This window comes from Comamonas testosteroni (assembly GCF_014076415.1).
Classification (GTDB): domain Bacteria; phylum Pseudomonadota; class Gammaproteobacteria; order Burkholderiales; family Burkholderiaceae_C; genus Comamonas; species Comamonas testosteroni_F.
The window spans coordinates 1,637,860-1,654,834 of record NZ_CP043568.1 but is presented as its reverse complement, the minus strand read 5'-3'; the positions used below and the strand labels follow the sequence as shown (position 1 = coordinate 1,654,834).

At 60.9% G+C, this 16,975-nt stretch carries 12 protein-coding genes; 3 read left to right on the top strand and 9 right to left on the bottom strand.

Annotation, left to right across the window (positions count from 1 at the left end):
* Positions 1 to 4: 4 nt before the first annotated feature.
* Positions 5 to 1,219 carry a thiolase family protein gene (locus tag F0P97_RS07450; RefSeq protein ID WP_182286263.1) on the bottom strand — a complete coding sequence of 405 codons (1,215 nt, stop codon included), beginning with the start codon at positions 1,217 to 1,219 and terminating at the stop codon, positions 5 to 7.
* Between the two features lie 210 nt (positions 1,220 to 1,429).
* Here F0P97_RS07450 and F0P97_RS07445 point away from each other — a divergent pair, with 210 nt between their 5' ends.
* From F0P97_RS07445 to F0P97_RS07435, 3 genes are read left to right on the top strand one after another with little or no spacing between them, the layout of a single operon-like run.
* A complete protein-coding gene (locus F0P97_RS07445; RefSeq protein ID WP_182286262.1) occupies positions 1,430 to 2,437 on the top strand; it encodes a WD40/YVTN/BNR-like repeat-containing protein in 1,008 nt (335 codons plus the stop codon).
* Positions 2,434 to 4,917 (top strand): efflux RND transporter permease subunit, encoded by a 2,484-nt coding sequence (locus F0P97_RS07440; RefSeq protein ID WP_182286261.1) that lies wholly within the window; start codon positions 2,434 to 2,436, stop codon positions 4,915 to 4,917. The genes F0P97_RS07445 and F0P97_RS07440 overlap by 4 nt, the downstream gene beginning before the upstream one ends.
* Positions 4,917 to 5,375, top strand: a complete 459-nt coding sequence (locus F0P97_RS07435) for a nuclear transport factor 2 family protein (RefSeq protein WP_182286260.1) — start codon at positions 4,917 to 4,919, stop codon at positions 5,373 to 5,375. The genes F0P97_RS07440 and F0P97_RS07435 overlap by 1 nt, the downstream gene beginning before the upstream one ends.
* Positions 5,376 to 5,542: 167 nt before the next feature.
* On the opposite strand, the gene F0P97_RS07430 is transcribed toward F0P97_RS07435, so the two are convergent.
* The 8 genes from F0P97_RS07430 to F0P97_RS07395 all read right to left on the bottom strand — a co-directional run bounded on the left by F0P97_RS07430 (position 5,543) and on the right by F0P97_RS07395 (position 16,975).
* Complete coding sequence (locus F0P97_RS07430) at positions 5,543 to 6,646, bottom strand: dienelactone hydrolase family protein (RefSeq protein ID WP_182286259.1); 1,104 nt, start codon at positions 6,644 to 6,646, stop codon at positions 5,543 to 5,545.
* A gap of 70 nt (positions 6,647 to 6,716) precedes the next feature.
* Positions 6,717 to 8,228 carry a DUF1302 domain-containing protein gene (locus F0P97_RS07425; RefSeq protein ID WP_232538146.1) on the bottom strand — a complete coding sequence of 504 codons (1,512 nt, stop codon included), beginning with the start codon at positions 8,226 to 8,228 and terminating at the stop codon, positions 6,717 to 6,719.
* 35 nt (positions 8,229 to 8,263) lie between these two features.
* Positions 8,264 to 9,643: a DUF1329 domain-containing protein gene (locus tag F0P97_RS07420; protein WP_182286257.1), complete on the bottom strand. Its 1,380-nt coding sequence runs from the start codon at positions 9,641 to 9,643 to the stop codon at positions 8,264 to 8,266.
* Positions 9,644 to 9,925: 282 nt separating this feature from the next.
* Positions 9,926 to 11,632, bottom strand: a complete 1,707-nt coding sequence (locus F0P97_RS07415) for a class I adenylate-forming enzyme family protein (protein ID WP_182286256.1) — start codon at positions 11,630 to 11,632, stop codon at positions 9,926 to 9,928.
* Position 11,633: 1 nt separating this feature from the next.
* Positions 11,634 to 12,761 (bottom strand): acyl-CoA dehydrogenase family protein, encoded by a 1,128-nt coding sequence (locus F0P97_RS07410; protein WP_182286255.1) that lies wholly within the window; start codon positions 12,759 to 12,761, stop codon positions 11,634 to 11,636.
* A 133-nt stretch (positions 12,762 to 12,894) separates the two neighbouring features.
* Positions 12,895 to 14,091, bottom strand: a complete 1,197-nt coding sequence (locus F0P97_RS07405) for an acyl-CoA dehydrogenase family protein (RefSeq protein WP_182286254.1) — start codon at positions 14,089 to 14,091, stop codon at positions 12,895 to 12,897.
* Between the two features lie 12 nt (positions 14,092 to 14,103).
* Positions 14,104 to 15,171 carry an MBL fold metallo-hydrolase gene (locus F0P97_RS07400; RefSeq protein WP_182286253.1) on the bottom strand — a complete coding sequence of 356 codons (1,068 nt, stop codon included), beginning with the start codon at positions 15,169 to 15,171 and terminating at the stop codon, positions 14,104 to 14,106.
* Positions 15,164 to 16,975: a long-chain-acyl-CoA synthetase gene (locus tag F0P97_RS07395; protein WP_182286252.1), complete on the bottom strand. Its 1,812-nt coding sequence runs from the start codon at positions 16,973 to 16,975 to the stop codon at positions 15,164 to 15,166. Before F0P97_RS07395 ends, F0P97_RS07400 begins: the two co-directional genes overlap by 8 nt.

Sequence of the window (16,975 nt, the reverse complement as noted above, 5' to 3'; positions counted from 1 at the left end):
GTTCTTATGCTCCCCGCAGGATCAAGGCGCCCTGCTCGCTCATCACGCCACCGGTGCCGGACACATAGGCCAGATCATTGCGACCCAGCTGCCTGTCGCCGGCACGCCCCTGAATCTGGTGCACCGCTTCGATCACCTGGGACATGCCGCCCGCCGTGCCGGACTGGCCGAAGCTCAGCTGGCCGCCATGGGTGTTCATGGGGAAGTTGCCCTTGAAGGTGAAATCGTTGTTGCGCAGAAAGTCCATGCCCTTGCCCTTCTCGCAAAAGCCCGCGTCCTCCAGTGTCAGCATCACGGTAATCGTGTAGCAGTCATAAATCTGCGCCATATGCATGTCGGAAGGGCGCATGCCCGCCATTTCGAAAGCCTTGGCAGAGGCCGGACCGATGGGGGTCTGGAGCATGTCGGCCATATAGGTGGGCGACTTGCTGCTCACATGCTCGCCGCAGCCGACGATGCTGACAGGGCGATGTCTGGTGGTTCTGGCGCGGTCGGCGCGGGTGACGATCATGGCGCCGCCGCCTGCAGCCGGCAGCACGATTTCCAGCACATGCAAAGGGTCGGCCACCATGCGCGAGTTCAGCACGTCATCCACGGTGATGGGCTGACCGTAGAACATGGCATCGGGGTTGTGACAGGCATTGAAGCGCTGGTCCACGCTGATGCGCGCCAGAGCGGCCGCGTCGTAGCCATGGACCGCGCCGTAGCGCTGGGCGATCATGGCGTAGCCGGTGTTCTGTGCCATGTGACCGTAGGGCAGGTCCATCTCGGCCTCGGGAGCTCCAAAGCGGGTGCTGTGGCCACCGAAGCGGCTGGCCTTCATGACCTCCTTGATGTGGTCGTCATGTTCGGAGATCGGTGCCATGCGCGACGGCAGAACGCAGACCACGGTGTTGCACAGCCCCAGCTCGATCGCGGCCGCCGCACGCCAGACCATGGCCACGGAGCTGGCCCCTCCGAGGTCGACCACTTCGGCAAAGTTCAGGCGCACGCCCAGGTACTCGCCTGCCATGGCCGGCACAAAGCAGCTGGCTTCATGAAAGTGCGGGGCGCTGGTGATCAGACCGTCCACTTCGGACAGCTCCATGCCGGCGTCCTCCAGAGCCTGCAGCGTCAGGTCGGCCACCTGTTCCAGATGGAACATGCGCGGCGCCGTTGCGTACTTCTGCGGCTTGTACTGCGCGACGCCAACCAGCGCCGCTTTTCCTTGCAAACCCATATGTCTCCCTTACCAAGAAAGTGTGCATTCATTGTGTAAATGAAGCAGACCGAATCCATCGTCTGTAGAGACTAAAAAGCCGGCCCCGTACATACCCCTAATTCTCCGGGCAAACGTCCATTCGGACGATGTTGCTGAAGCTCCAAATCAAGAACCTGCACCCGTGTTTGCAATACATGCACAGCGTGTACGAATCAATAAGGAGACAACGTGAAAACAGCCGTCGGTATAGGCGCAGCAGCATTGGTGGCCTTTGCCTCAGCGCTCGCCTTTGCGCCCCGCACACCGCCCCCCCTGGCCCCCACCACCATTGGCATCGAGCGCAGTCACTTCAACACCATCACACAGGTGGGCGATCGTCTGCTGACAGCCGGCGCACTCGGTGAAATCCTGTACTCGGACGACAAGGGAGCTCACTGGCAGCAGGCGCAGCTCAAGGAACAGCGTCAGGCGCTCATCGTCAACATGGCTTTTGCTCCCGACAAGAAAGCCGGCTTTGCCGTTGGTCACGAAGGCTGGATTCTGCGTACCAAGGACGGCGGCAGCACCTGGGAGGAAGTCGCGTTCTCCAAGGAAAACGGAGAGCCTCTGATGTCGATCGCGCGCCTTCCTTCGGGCGACTGGATCAGTGTCGGCGCCTTCGGCCGCGCCATTACCTCCAAGGATAGCGGTCAGACCTGGGAGCAGTTGCCCCTGCCCTCAGAGGTGGAGGACAAGCACATGAACCGCATTGCCAGCTCCGAAGATGGCAAGCACTGGCTGATCGTGGGCGAGCGCGGCCTGGTCATCAAGTCCGAGGACTCCGGAGCCAGCTGGCAGATCGAGCCCGGGTTCTACAACGGATCTTTCTACAACGCCATGGCTACACGCGACGGCGGCTGGCTGATCTATGGCATGCGCGGCAACGCCTTTGTGCAGGCCGCACCGGGCGCGCAATGGGTCAAGTCGACGATTCAGGCTCCGGTCTCCTTCTTCGGCCATGCCCAGGAAAAGGACGGAACCATCATCCTGGTAGGACAGGGCAGCATGCTCGGCCTGAGCAGGGATGGCGGCAAGAGCTTCAGCCTGCAACGCGCCAAGGGCCGCGCCACCCTGACCGACATTGTGCTGACCGGCCCCGACAGCGGCTGGATGTCCAGCGACGCAGGCCTGCAAGCCTTTCCCCCACCACAACAAGCCAAGGCAAACGCTCAGGCTGCCCAAGGAGCGACTCAATGACTCTGAGCGAACCCACCAGCCGGCTGGACCGGTTTATTGCATCCACGGCACGCTGGCTGATCTCGTGGAGCAAGTCCATCGTCGTGCTGACGCTGATTGCCACGGCACTGCTGGCTGTCTCGGCCATGCGCACGCACCTGGATCCGGGCTTCAACAAGTTGATCCCCATGCGTCATGAGTACATGACGGCATTTCTCAAGCATGCAGCCACCTTCTCCGGAGCCAACCGGATTCTGGTGAGTGTTGAATGGAAGGGCCGGCAAGGCGATATCTACAACAAGGAATTCCTCGAAGCACTGCGCGGCGTGACGGACGAGGTCTTCTTCACCCCGGGCGTCAACCGCGGTCAGGTGTATTCGCTGTTCACACCGAACGTGAAATACATCGAGATCACCGAAGACGGCTACGTGGGCGAGGTACTGATTCCTTCACGCTTCGAGGCCAACGAACAAGGCCTGGCCCAGGTACGCTCCAACGTGGCCAAGTCCGGCCAGATCGGCTCTCTGGTCAGCAACGACCTGAAGTCCGCCATGGTGCGCGCCGACCTGCTCGAGGTCGACCCAAAGACCGGCGAAAAACTTGACTATCACAAGGTTGCGCAGCGCCTGGAAGAGATCCGCAGCAAGTTCGAAAGCAAGGACATCTCCATCCACATCATTGGTTTTTCCAAGGTACTGGGCGATGTGATGGACGGCCTGACCACCGTGATGACCTTCTTCGCCATTGCGTTCGTCATCACCGCCATCATGCTGCGCATGTATACCAAGTCCACCAACCTCACGGTGGTGGGCCTGGCAGTGGCACTGCTGCCCGTGATATGGCTGCTGGGCATTTTGCCGCTGATCGGCTACGGCATCGACCCCATGTCGATCCTGGTTCCCTTTCTGATCTTCTCCATCGGCGTATCCCATGCGGTGCAGATGACGGGTGCCTGGAAGCATGATGTGCGCGCCGGCCTAAGCTCCAGGCTGGCCGCCGAGAACGCGATTCGCAAGCTGGCCATTCCCGGAGCCCTGGCGCTGCTGACCAATGCCCTGGGCTTCATGGTCATCATGCTGATCGACATCCCCATCGTGCACGAGCTGGGCCTGACCGCCTGCATGGGCGTGCTGCTGATGATCATCACCAACAAGGTGTTCCTGCCCGCGGTGCTGGCCAATCTGCGCCTGGAAAAAAAGGCCATGCAAGCCCCCTCCTCCTCAGCCAATGGCCGTAATCCCATCTGGTGGAAGCTGTCGGCACTGGCCGAAGGCAAGCCCGCCATGCTGACTCTGGTGGTATCGCTGCTGCTGCTGGCCGCCGGCACCTACGAATCGCGCAATCTGCTGACAGGTGATGTGGGCACCGGAGCTCCCGAGCTGCGCGCCGAGTCACGCTACAACCGCGACAACGACACCATCATCGGCAGCTATTCCATAGGCATGGACGTGCTGTCCGTCTTCGTCGAAACCTCCAACCTCGACGAAGGCTGCCTTAACTGGCAGGTGATGAACGCCGTGGAGCGCTTTGAGTCGCGCATGCGCCGGGTTGACGGCGTGCAATCTGTCTCCACCGTCTCCGGTCTGGCCAAGATCGCGGCCTCCAGCAACAACGAGGGCAACCCCCGCTGGGCAGCTCTGCAGCGCACCGAAGCCGCGTTGCGTTCGGGCGCCAAGGCACTATCTCCCGATCTGGGCCTGAACACAGAGGGCTGCAAGGTCATCAATCTGCAGGTCTTCCTCAAGGACCACGAAGGCGCCACGCTGACCCATGTCGTCAATGAAGTGCGTGATTTCATCGCCGCAGACAAGACGCCCAACGTCAAGTTCCTGCTGGCTGGCGGCAACGCCGGCGTGGCGGTCGCAACCAACGAGGCCGTGGAACATGCCGAAGTGCAGATGCTGGGCTCCATCTTCGGCGCCATCACGCTGCTGTGCTGGCTGACCTTCCGCAGCTGGCGCGCCGTGCTGTGCATTGTCGTGCCCCTGGCCATCGTCTCCATACTCTGCAATGCCTTGATGGCCATGCTGGGCATTGGCCTGAAGGTCCCTACGCTGCCCGTGGTGGCGCTGGGCGTGGGTGTGGGCGTGGACTACGGCATCTATCTGTTCGAGAGCATGCAGCATGAGCTGCGCGAGCGGGACATCACGCTGCGCGAGGCCTTCTATGAAGCCATGCGCCAGCGCGGCAACGCCGCCATCTTCACAGCACTGACCATGTCCATAGGCGTGGGCACCTGGGCGTTCTCGGCACTGAAGTTCCAGGCCGACATGGGCATCTTGCTGGCCTTCATGTTCCTGGTGAACATGCTGGGCGCGATCTTCCTGCTGCCTGCCATGGCCTACTGGCTGAATGTGGGCGCAGCGGAAGCCAGGGCACGCGTCAAGCGCCTGCACCGGCAGCCCAGACATGCCCATGCTGCAGGCAGCGTCGGCGGCATCAGCCACGCAGGCGGCATGCTCAAACCCGAACCCCAGTCATCCGTGAGCGGCAAAGTGTGATGCAGACCGCAACAAGCACGCTGGAGCAGGTTCTTCTTGAACATGCTCTGGCCCAGACCCTGACCCGCTACGCAACGGCCTGCGACACACGCAACTGGGACTTGCTGCAGCAGGTGTTCACACCTGACTGCACCACGGTCTACGGTGGCAGCTACATCTGCGAAGGGATCGCCAAGGTCCGCCGCATGATCAGCACCCACCTTGACGGCTGCGGCCCCACCCAGCATCTGCTGGGCAATCTGGAAGTCGATGCCGGCGACCCGCTGCGCCCGCTCAGCAGGATTCAGGTGCGAGCCGCGCATCAGGGACTGGGCCAGCGCAGTCATCTGCGCTACGACGCCATCGGCTTCTATGAAGACGAATGGGTAAGGCTGCCCGAAGGCTGGCGCATCCAGAAACGCAGCATGACCATGCTGCTTGAGATCGGTGAGCGCTCCGTGCTGCAGCCCGGTACCTGAGCTGCCACACTCCATCAGTCAAGCCGCGCGGCCATGCTGCGCGGCTTTTCTGTTTCCGCACGACTCCATTGCTAGAAGCCTACGTTTCATGAAAAGAACTTCGGGAAAATCTGACACTTGAAAAAGGCCGGCATTTGCCGGCCTTCTGCTTTTCAGCCTAGTCCTGTCTACTGCTCGAACTTTACCTTGAGAAACTGCAGCAACTGCTTTCCGGCCAGACTGCGTGCTGTTTCATCGCGCCCGGCGATATAGCCCACCTTGACGCAGTCCCCCAGAGCCTTGCCGCTCTGCACCCGAATTCTGTAGCGGGTCTGGCGGTCGGATTGGGCCCCGGCGGGAATCAGCAACTGGCCATTGAGGACGGGAAAGTCCTTGTCATTGAACTCTATCGTGCAGCCGGACAGGTAGGGGCGATTCGTCATCTCTCGTGGCTTGTCGCTTTCCCAATCATGGCCTGCTCTGGCATAAACCACGGTACTGACCTCGGAGCCCGCCTCACGCAGGATTTTTTCCTGCTGCGCACAGGCCACCAGATCATTCGATGCATCCTCCCCCGCTCTGAAGCTGAGCAGGGGCGAACCCGTGGTCTTGCGTGACTGCAGCAGCGCATAGCAAGGCCCGTAAAAGTCCACGTGCAAGGCAAAGGGCTGGATGAAAGGCGCCAGCTTGTCGCGAATGCGTGCATCCAGGCTCATGCGTGCCGCAATTCCGCCTTTGGAAAATCCCATCACCCCGATACGCCAGCCATCGATGGCAGGGTGCTTGTTCAAGGCCTTGAGTGCGGCATAGGCATCGGCCACGGCATCGAACTCGGAGGTACCCATGATCTTGAGCGCATAAGGCATGTCTTCGCTGATGCCACGCGGCTTGAAGTTATCGACCAACAGCGCAGCTATGCCGTTGTCGGCCAGCATCTGGGCCGTTTCGCTCTCGCGCCCGGGAATGGCCCCCGCGCCACCGGGCAGGACAACCATGGCCGGCACCTGCTTCTTCTCGCTGGCCCCCTTTGGCAGGAACAGCTTTCCCATACCCATGGTTGCCTCTGCCTTGGCAGGCTGACCGAGCAGCACATCGAGGTCATACGGGCTGCTGGACTTGAAACGGATATCGCCCTGTGTATCACCGTGCAGCTCCGTCGGGGCCATCAAGGGAGCCACCTTGGGCAAAGGAGGCAAAGCATCGAACAGATGCTGTCCTGATGCCGCACTGCTCATCAGGCTCAAGGCTGCTGCACCCAAAGGGGCCGCCCATTTTCCGGTCAGTATTTGCATTCGCTTGCGCCCCTTTCAAACACAAAAGCCCGGAGAGCCGGGCTTTGTGGTGTTGGCTCGTTGGTGTGGTTCAGAACGAGTACTTGGCGGTCACAGACAGTTGGTCGCGGTCGGCCAGCGGACGTGCACGCAGGGAATCGGCAGAAGGATTGCCCAGGTAGTTGATGTAGGCCACGTTGATCGAGAAATTGCTCTTGCGAACAAAAGTCGCGCCAATGCTCAACCGGCTGTCGCTCTGGCCGCCGCCGAAGGTGCCGACCAGAGAACGGCCGCGCAGTTGCGACTGGTAGCTGATGGGGATGCTCAGATCCCAGCCTTCGAAGATGCCGGGGTAGCCCAGCGTCAGGGTCGCACCGGCCACCAGAGAGTTGCGGGTCTTGAAGCTCAGGTTATCGGTAGAGCTTCCATCGGCCACACTGATCACGCGAGAGCCGGAAATTTCGGCAGCCAGGGACATGTCGTCCGCGATACCGGTACGACCGATATTGAAGATACCGCCCACGTTGCCCTGCACCACATCGCCACGCACCGCCACACCATTGCCGTTGAGCACTGGCGTACCCTTGCGATAGCTGGCTTCACCAAATGCAGAGAACTTTCCGAAGGTCGTGCTGACCGTCGTTCCCAGCATCTTGATATCGTCGAAATAGCGAACCTGATAGCCGGTCGGTATCGCACCATTCATGTTCACGACCAGCGATGGAGTGCGGTCGTTGTAGTTCAGGTAGTACAGACCGACTTCCGTCTCGTCGGTGACGCGGTAGCGACCACCGATACCCCACTGACCCGAGCTGCTGGGCCGGATGTCGGTACCGCGTCGCAGGCCGCGGCAGGTCGCACCGTTGTAGACGCCCAGGCAGGAGGCACCAGGGCCCAGGGCATTGCTGGTGCTGGTGTACATGCCGGGAGCCGGCAGCAATGTTTCATGGAAGCCGAACTGATAGTGGCCCAGCAGCGAGAGCTTGGGACTGACTTCCAGCGAAGCCGAGATCTGGTCTTCAGGCAGCAGAATTTCCTTGACCTCAGCGCCAGGCGAAGCTGCCTTTGCTGCATCGCTGGGTCCCTGGGCCGCAGCGATATTGGCAAAGTACATGGACTCGCCCCAGTTCACCACCTGCTTGCCCAGGCGCACCGTGGCACGGGTCTCGCCCATGTTGAAGCTGGTGTAGGCGTAGGTATCCAGAAGGCGTGAGTAGCCGCCACCATAGCGCTTGGCAGCAGAGTTGAACTCGTCCACGGGACCAGCCGTGCTGATCGGGCCCTTGTTGTCGTTGCGCTGGTGATAGACGTCGTCATAGAAGGTGCTGGCATTCAGCACAAAGCCGCTGTCGCCTTTTGACAGCTTGCTCTCCCAGACTGCGCCCAGGCGGTTCGCCGTCAGTGCACCTTTCTTGAAATTGTTGTTGCCGTCCGTGTTCAGCACCGGAGATGAGTTATCCAGGCGAACACCCAGGCCATAGCTCACGTTCAGACGCCAGTCGAACTTAAGGCCATCTCCCAGCTCGATAGTCTCCCCCGCTTGAACCGCTCCCATGCCCAGGGACAGCAGCGCCGCCACTGCGATGGGAGTGAGTTTCTTCATATTGTTTTTCATAATGAGTCGCTCGTTGATAAAACTTAGTTGCCCGCGTTGCGGGCGGCTTCTGGCGTGAACATGGCGGGCACGAGATCACCCTTGTTCAGGACGGGACCTTGGGGACGCTCCTGAAAAAGGTTGTAGCCCATGTAGCCGCCGGAATTCAGGTCGTGATAGAAGGACGTGCCTGCATGCCAGGCCTTGATGTCAAAGGAGTAGTAGTAGTTGATGAAGGCGTGCTGCCACAGCTGGCCACGCGCGTCGTACATGTCCGCTGCCACGGCCTGGCCGGTGTCCTCGTCCACGAACAGCACACGCTTGCCATAGACATGTCGGAAACCGTCCTTCAGCGTGCCTTCCACGGCCCAGACTCTGCGCAGCTCGTAGCGCATGAAGTCGGGGTTGGCATGACCGGGCTTGAGCAGGTCTGCGTACTTCACCGTGGGCTGATGGATCTTGTAGTTGTTGGCGGGGATATACATCTCCTTCTTGCCCAGCAGCTTCCAGCTGTAGCGCTCCGGCGAGCCGTTGAAGAGACGATCCGAGTCGATGGTCATCTTGCCGCCGGTGCCGGCCATGGGCTGGTCGAAGCCATATTCGGGCACCTGGCGCACACGGCGTGTACCGGGGTCGTAGCTCCAGGCCAGGCGCTTGTTCTTGCCGAAATTGACGGGCTCCACCGAGTGGGTCACGCCGCCCTTTTCACGCTCGGGAGCCAGCGTTCTGGTGCGGGTGTAGGCCATCACACCTTCCACAGGCTTGCCAAGGTTGGAGGGCTGGTTGTCCAAGCTCAGATTGATGTTCTCCTGACGCCCCCAGGCAATGGATCCATCGGACATCACATTCGCCATATCGCGAACAATGTGCTCGTTGTAGGCACGCGTGGGCAGCAGGTTGTTCCAGATCACTTCCTGCCCGTTCTTGGGGATGGGGAAGTTGATCGCACCAAAGCTACCCTTGACTCCCATGCCGTTGTCGACGACCTCCGACTCCAGGGCATTCTTCTTCAACACTGTGCACACCTCATCGGTGTAGCGGAAATCGCGATGCCCCTTGTAGACCGGAATCTGCATGGTCTTGGAATACTTCTGAAACATGGCTTTCTGACCGGCACTGAGCTTGTCGCCATACTTTTCCATGTTCTCTGCAGTGATCACGAACAGTGGTTTTTCATCGGCATAGAGATCCACGGGGTGCTTGCCGCTGGATTGCACATGAGCCACGCCCGCAGGGGCGCCGACCCATTTGCCTGTGAACTCAGGAATCGTGCCTTCCTTGTTGCCGGCCTTGATGGCACCCACGCATGTCAATTCCTTGCCCAGCTGTTCTGCCTCGTTCGCCGGCACCTTCGCCCATACCGATGTCGCCACCATCAAACCCACTGCCGCTGCGAGTTGAGTCTTGGCTGTCACAAACTTCATCTCTGTCTCCTAGGTTCTAGAACTTTTTTTTGGCGGGTGCTACAAACGAGGTACATTGCCTCGCATCACCCCATTGGTTTTGCCGTTTGCAGGCAGTTGCATACTGCGTCAGCAGGTCTCTTCAACCATCGTCTGAGTTGACTACTGACAGACCCTAGCGACCTAGTCCACATGGGTCACATGAAGCGCTTCCACGAATGAAAAAAACCTGCTGGTGCGCGAAGCAGCAGCAGGTTTTCGGAGCGTGATCGGGAAAGTCCTAGGACCACCCGATTCCGTGAATCAGGTCAGCAGGTGAGCGCACTCCTTGCGAATCGATGCCTTGAGCATCTTGCCGGCAGGATTGCGAGGCAAAGGCTCCGCGCGCACAACGATCCGGCCGGGAACCTTGTAGCCCGCCAGGCGCTGTGCCACGAACTCGCGAAGCAGCTCGGGAGTCACCTGACTCCCGGACTTTCCGACCACCACGGCAACGACCTGCTCGCCCGTGACCTCATGCGGCATGGAGAACACAGCAGCCTCCTCCAGTGCCTCATGCTGCAGCAGACAGGCCTCGACCTCCGCCGCAGCAATCTTTTCACCGCTGCGGTTGATCACGTCCTTGATGCGGTCGACGATGGTCAAAAAGCCTTCATCGTCCAGAACGCCTATGTCTCCGGTGTGGAACCAGCCGCCCTGCATGGCTTTGGCTGTGGCCTCGGCATCACCGCAATAGCGCTCCATCAGAGTCACGCCACGCAGCCAGATCTCACCGGGCTCGCCGATAGGCAGGGCTGTGCCATCCAGGTCTGCAATTCGTACCTCGATGATGGGCGACAGCACCCCCGAGCTGCGCGGATGCGCCTCGAACATTCGCCCCGAGCTGCCTGCGCAGACGCCATTGGATTCGGTCAGACCAAATCCAATGCCGGACATGCGCCCCCTGAACTTGGCCAACACCTCATCGATCAGGCGCGGGTGCAGGCCCGCTCCGCCAAATCCTACACCGGAGAGGTTGCCAGAACTCTCAGGCAGCTCGAAGCCGGGCAGACCAATGAGTTGCTGCACCATGCTGGGCGCACCATTGAACTGCGTGACCTTTTCCTTGCGAATCAGCTCGACTGCCTTCTCAGGCTCCCAGCGATGAATAAAGATCAGACGGCGGCCATGGCGCAGGCTGACCAGCAGCTGCGCATGCAGTCCGCTGACATGGAACAGAGGAACTGCCGACAAGGTCGTTGGCTGGAGCTGGCGCGCCATGATGGCGGCAATCGCATCCGGCGAAGTCATGGCTGCCACTGCACCGATGAAGTCAATATTGAAGATGCCCTGGCACACGGCGCGGTGGGTGGATTCCACGCCTTTGGCCCGGCTGGTGGCGCCCGAAGTGAACAGAATCAGCGCAGGCTCATCGGCACTCAGCTGCGGGGGCACGAAGCCATCATGACCGCCTGCGATCAACTCCGACCAGCTGATATCGCCCCCCTCGCCATCCACCACCACCGTCTTGATGGCCGTCTGCGCAATAGCCTCCCTGATGCGAGCATGGCGGTCCGCATCACAGATCAGCATCACCGGCCGGGTGTCCTCCAGATTGGCCATCAGCTCGCTGCTCAGGCCAAAGCTGTTCAAAGGCACCGGCACTGCGCCGAGCAAGGCTATGGCAGCAAAAGCCACAGCCCATTCGGGACGGTTGCGCATGGCTATGGCCACCCGGTCGCCGGACTTGAGACCGCGCTGCTTTTGCAAGCGACTGGCCAGCGCATCGGCTGCTGCAAAAAACCTGTCAAAGGTCCATCGGTCATCGCCATAGACCATGAACTCGGCCGCACCATGAGCCCGGCCGGCATCGATTACCTGCGCGAGATTCTGAAAGGCATTGCGATAGGCTGCCACGCTGCGTCCATCGGACAGCGTGACCTGATGCACTTCAAAAGGTGCGCCCGGCGAAGTCAGCTGCGCACGAATGCTCCTGATCTTTTCACCCATGGAAACCAAGGCATCGCTCATCTCAGAAACCTTTCAATTGTGCAAAGCGGTTGCGGTGATAGCCACCGTCGCCCAGCAGGCGCTGCAAAACGCGTGCCCGCTTGAAGAACAGGCCAATATCCAGTTCATCCGTCACCCCGATGCCGCCATGCAACTGGATCGCCTCGTTGCACAGCTTCTCGCACAAGTCAGAGGCCTTGGCCTTGGCCACACTGACCAGCTCGGGCACCTTGGCCTCCAGACCGGAATCAATGGCTTCGAAAGCTGCCAGCACACAGCTCTCCAGCAGCTCAAGTTCCACATACAGACGTGCCGCACGGTGCTGCAATGCCTGGAATGAGCCAATCTGCACGTCAAACTGAACGCGCTCCTTCAGATAGGTCACCGTACGATCAAACACCTCACGCAGCAGGCCCAGAGACTCTGCCGCCAGGCAGGCCCGGGCTCGGTCCAGCACTTCGTCAAGCACCTGAGCAGCAGGCCGGACCACCAACGCCATATCGGCGCTCAGTTCCACCTTGTCGAACTGCACGCGGGCCATGTTGCGACTGTCAATCATGCTCATGGGTTTGATGCTGACGCCTTGCGCATCAGCAGGCACCAGCCACAGGCCGGGAGCACCTTCGCCGGATACCGCCAGCACCACAAAGCCATTGGCGCCCACGCCATCCATCACAAAGGCCTTTTCACCGCTCAGGCACCAGCCCTTGCCGGTCTGCTCGGCTACCGTGCTCAATCTGGCTGAAAGGTGCTGGCCGGACTTTTCATCCAGAGCCAGTGCCAGCCTGGCCTGCCCGCTGGCCAGCAGGGGCAGCCACTGCGCCTGCTGAGCCGCGGAGCCGGCGCGAATCAACAGTTCAGGTGCGATCACGGCCTGGCTCAGCAACGGCTGTGCCGACAGGTTTCGCCCGATGGCTTCAAACACGGCGCCCATGCCCAGGTAGCCCGCAGCCAGCCCGTCATGCGACTCGGGCAGCACCGCCACGGGCCAGCCCATCCCCACCATCTGCTGCCACAGCTGCGTATCAAAGCCCTGCTCCACCTTGTCATCCCGCAGATGGCGCTGCTGGGCCACGGGCGCTTCCTGCGCGAGAAAGGCAACAGCACTGTCCTTGAGCAATTCCTGCTCTTGCGACAAAAGCATGGTCATATTCTTGTCTCCATTTCAATTCGTTATCCTCAGCCTGCGCGACCAATACCGCCCAGCTCAGGGACAGCGAGCAAGGGCCCAGACAGCCCCGTCGCCCCGCAACAAGGCTGTTGCCGCACGGCGGCTCAGAGGGTCAGGGCAATTCCAGCACTCGCTTGGCAATGATGTTCAGTTGCACTTCCGAACTTCCGCCGGCAATCGTGTAGCTCTTGGAGCGCAGCCATGCACGACCTACATCGATCTCAGCTGCTGTGAAGTCGTCGCCTGCATCCCAGCCCAGACCGCGCAGGCCCAGCGCCTGCTCCAGCAGTTCGTACTTGGCAACTTCCTGCTCGGTCTGCACCAGCTTCATGATGCTGGAGGGGCCTGCAACGTCCTGACGCGCCAGAGCCTTCTCGGTCACCCGACGATGGGTCAGGGCGAAAGACTGTGCATCCATCAGCAGTCCTGCCAGCTTCTCGCGCAGCGCAGCATCGCGGATCTGTCCCTGCTCGTCCACCATGTAGGGCAAAGCGGTCTTGAGTGCATCGTGCGACGGCGCACCACCTTCCGTGAACTTGGACATGGCAGCACGCTCATGCTGAAGCAGCTTTTTGGCCAACGACCAACCTTCGCCCTCCTTGCCCACAAGCTGCCGCACAGGCACCCGCACGTCGTCGAAGAAGACCTGACAGAAACTGGACTTGCCGCTGATCAGCTCTATGGGCTTGACCGTGACGCCGGGACTCTTCATGTCGATCAGCAAAAAGCTGATGCCATCCTGCTTCTTGCCTTCGCTGCTGGTGCGCACCAGCGCATACATCCAGTCGCCCTTGTCTCCGTCCGAGGTCCAGATCTTGCCCCCATTGACGATATAGGCCTCGCCCTGCTCGTCCGTCACCCGCCTGGCCGAGGTCTTGAGGCTGGCCAGATCCGAGCCGGCATTGGGCTCGGAAAAGCCCTGGCACCAGCGCTGCTCGCCGCGCATCATGGGAACCAGATGCTCGAGCTTTTGCTCATGCGTCCCCACCTCCACCAGGACCGGACCCAGCATCCACACGCCCAGGTTGTACTGGGGCTGACGGCAGCCAAGACGAGCCATCTCCGTGTCCAGGATACGGGCTTCCCTGGGAGAGAGGCCGCCACCGCCGTATTCACGCGGCCATGACGGCGCAAACCAGCCACGGTCGCGCATGCGCTCGAACCACAGCTTCTGATCCTCATTCAGAAACTGCAGCCTGGAGCTGCCCCAGACCATCTCCTCTGAAACAATGGGCCGGCGCATGCTCGCAGGGCAGTTCTCCTCCAGCCACTGCGCCACTTCTTGTTTGAATGTTTCCAGTTCCGTCATGGCTTCCTCACCTCAGGCCAACGAGAAATATGCAATCTTGCCTTCACCCGAGGTTCGCAGCAGCGTTCCATCCTGGTGAAGCAGGTTCAAATGGGCTATCGTTTCCCCTAGGGCCATCAGGCGATCCACGGGGCTGCGCAGCCTGGGAAAGAGCACGGGCACCAGCTCGGCAGCCGTTGCCCGCCCCACCTGACCCAGATGTCCGGTCAGCAGTGCAAACTGCTCGGCATGGTGCTCGAGCACCTGCTCCAGGCGCTCGTGCAGGCCGTAGAAAACGCCCTGGTGCGATGGAAGCACCAAAGTCTCGGCTGGCAGCTCACGCAAACGATGCAGCGAATCGATCCAGAGTTTGAGCGGATTGCCCTCGGGCTCGATGGGGCTGACCATCACATTCGAGGTGATGCGCGGCAGCACCTGATCACCGGCCAGCAGAATGCCGTCTTCCTCGCAATACAGACAGGCATGCTCGGGCGAGTGTCCCTCGCCCAGCACAATGCGCCACCGGCGCTCCCCGATCTGCAGCACCTCACCCGGGCGGATGCGCTGGTAGTGGCTGGGCTGCCTGGGCATGAACGGATCCTTGCGCATGGCAGCCAGCATGTCGTCAAGCTCTTCGCTGCTCACCCCCGCACGCGCATAGAACTCGCGATGCGCCTCTGGCAGAGGATCGGGCGGCGGCCCCATCAGCGAGCGCAGCATCATGAACTCGCCATAGCTCATGAGCAGCGGCACGCCAAAGCGCTCCTGCAACCACCATGCCGCCCCCGCATGGTCATAGTGACAGTGGGTGCAGACCACACGGGTCAGCGGCTGGCCAGCCAGCTTCTCCGTGAAGATTCTTTCCCACAGCTCGAAGGTGCCGGGAATTCCCAGCCCTGTATCCACCACCGCCCAGCCATCGCCGTCCCTGAGCAGATAGACATTGATGTGGTCCAGAGCCATGGGCATGGGCATGCGCAGCCACAGCAGACCGGGGACGATCTCCACATGGCTGCCATCGGATGCCGGCGGCGCAAAGGGATAACGCAGCACATCTGCGGGCTTGGCCCGTACGCGCTCCTGCGCGACAGCGCTATCCACGCAGTGCCTCTTCAAGCGCTGCAGCGGTCAGCGGCACATAGGTCTGCAGCTTGTCATTGCGTACAAACAGCGGGTCGCCGGTCTGAGCGCTGTCATAGCCCTGCTTTTGCAGATCCACCTTGCGCAGCTTGTAGTTGCCGGTCATGTCCGGCGTATCCATCAGACGCACGAACAGTGGTGCCGCATAGCGTGGCAGACGATCGATGGCCATCTTCCAGAATGCCTTGGGATCGAACTGGGCCCTCTCATGCATCACCAACGCGGCCATTCCCGCACGGCCGCCATGACCGGGAACCTGCACACCATAGACGGTAATTGCATCCAGCCCATGGAAGTCCCCGAGTGCATCACTGACCTCCATGGTCGAGACGTTCTCGCTTTTCCAGCGGAAGGTATCGCCGATACGATCCACAAACCAGCAGTAGCCGTCTTCGTCGCAGCGCAGCAGATCGCCCGATGTCCACCACACATCGCCCTGCTGGAAGACATTGCGCAGCAGCTTCTTTTCGGAGGCCTCCTCGCTGGTATAGCCTTCAAAGCGCCCAGCAACCACACCGGGATACTGGATGACCATGCCGATGGCCTCGCCGGGCTCGTTCACACCGGCCAATTGCAAAAAGCCGTTTTCATCCCGGATGTAATCGCCTTTTTCCTGGTCGTAGCGAACCAGGCGCAAATTGGTTTTTTCCCAGAAGGGGACGCGGCCGCAGGAGCCGATGCGATTGTCCAGGTTGATGGTATTGGTGTTGGACTCCGTGCCTCCCCAGCCTTCATAGATCTGGAACACGGCACCAAAGCGCGCTGTCCATTGCTGCCAGATCTCGGGCGTGAGACCGGTTCCCGCCATCTTGCGCAAGCTGTGCTCCCGGTCGCTGTCCGTCGCGGGCGCGCTGAGCAGGAAGCGGCAGATCTCCCCCACATACTGGCAAAAGGTAATGCCGTGTACGCGGATGTCGCGCCAGAACTCGCTGCGGCTGAACTTGCGGCGCACCACGATGCGAGCTCCCGCAGCCATGGCGGTTGCCGTCAGCGACATGGAAGCCGCGCCGTGGTAGAGCGGCAAAAAGCAGTAGAAGCAGTCATCCCGGGTGATTTCCCAGAGCAGCTGCATGGAGTCCCCCGCCATCAGCCAGCGTGCATGGCTGATGACCGCGGCCTTCGGCAGGCCGGTGGTCCCTGAGGTGAATATGTACTGCGCCGTATCGCCGGCCACCACGCCCTCGCGCCACTCCAGCGGTACGGCCGTGCCGTCCCGGCTCATGGCAAGTGCCTGCAAATCAGAGCCGAACTGCTGCAGAACTCCCGCCGCGGCGGGGCGCACCTCATCCGGCCAGTGCCAGTAGCTCAGCGCGGTGTTCAGTCCTTCGGTCTGCGCAAAGCGCTCTGCACATTCCTCGCCCACGATCACATGGCTGGCCTTGGTCACCTCCAGTGCGTGCGTCAGAGGCTTGCCCATCACATGGGTGTTGATGAAGGCCACCACGGCACCCAGCTTGGCCACGCCAAACCAGGCAAAGAAGAAGGCTGGGCGATTCTCGATGGCCATGGCCACCACATCGCCCTTTCTCACACCCTGCTCGTGCAACGCACGTGCCACTTGATTGGCGCGCTGGTTGAATTGCGCATAGGTGTAGCGCACATCGCCTTCGGTCAGAAAGATACGCTCGCCGAAATCTCGCGCACAGTCCTCCAGACGATCAGCCATGGTGTAGGGCGTATCGGCCAGGTACTTGGCCGCAATGGGCGCGCGACGATCCAGCTTGAGCTGGGTCTGCTCGCGCGACACTACAGTCGTGTCGCTCAT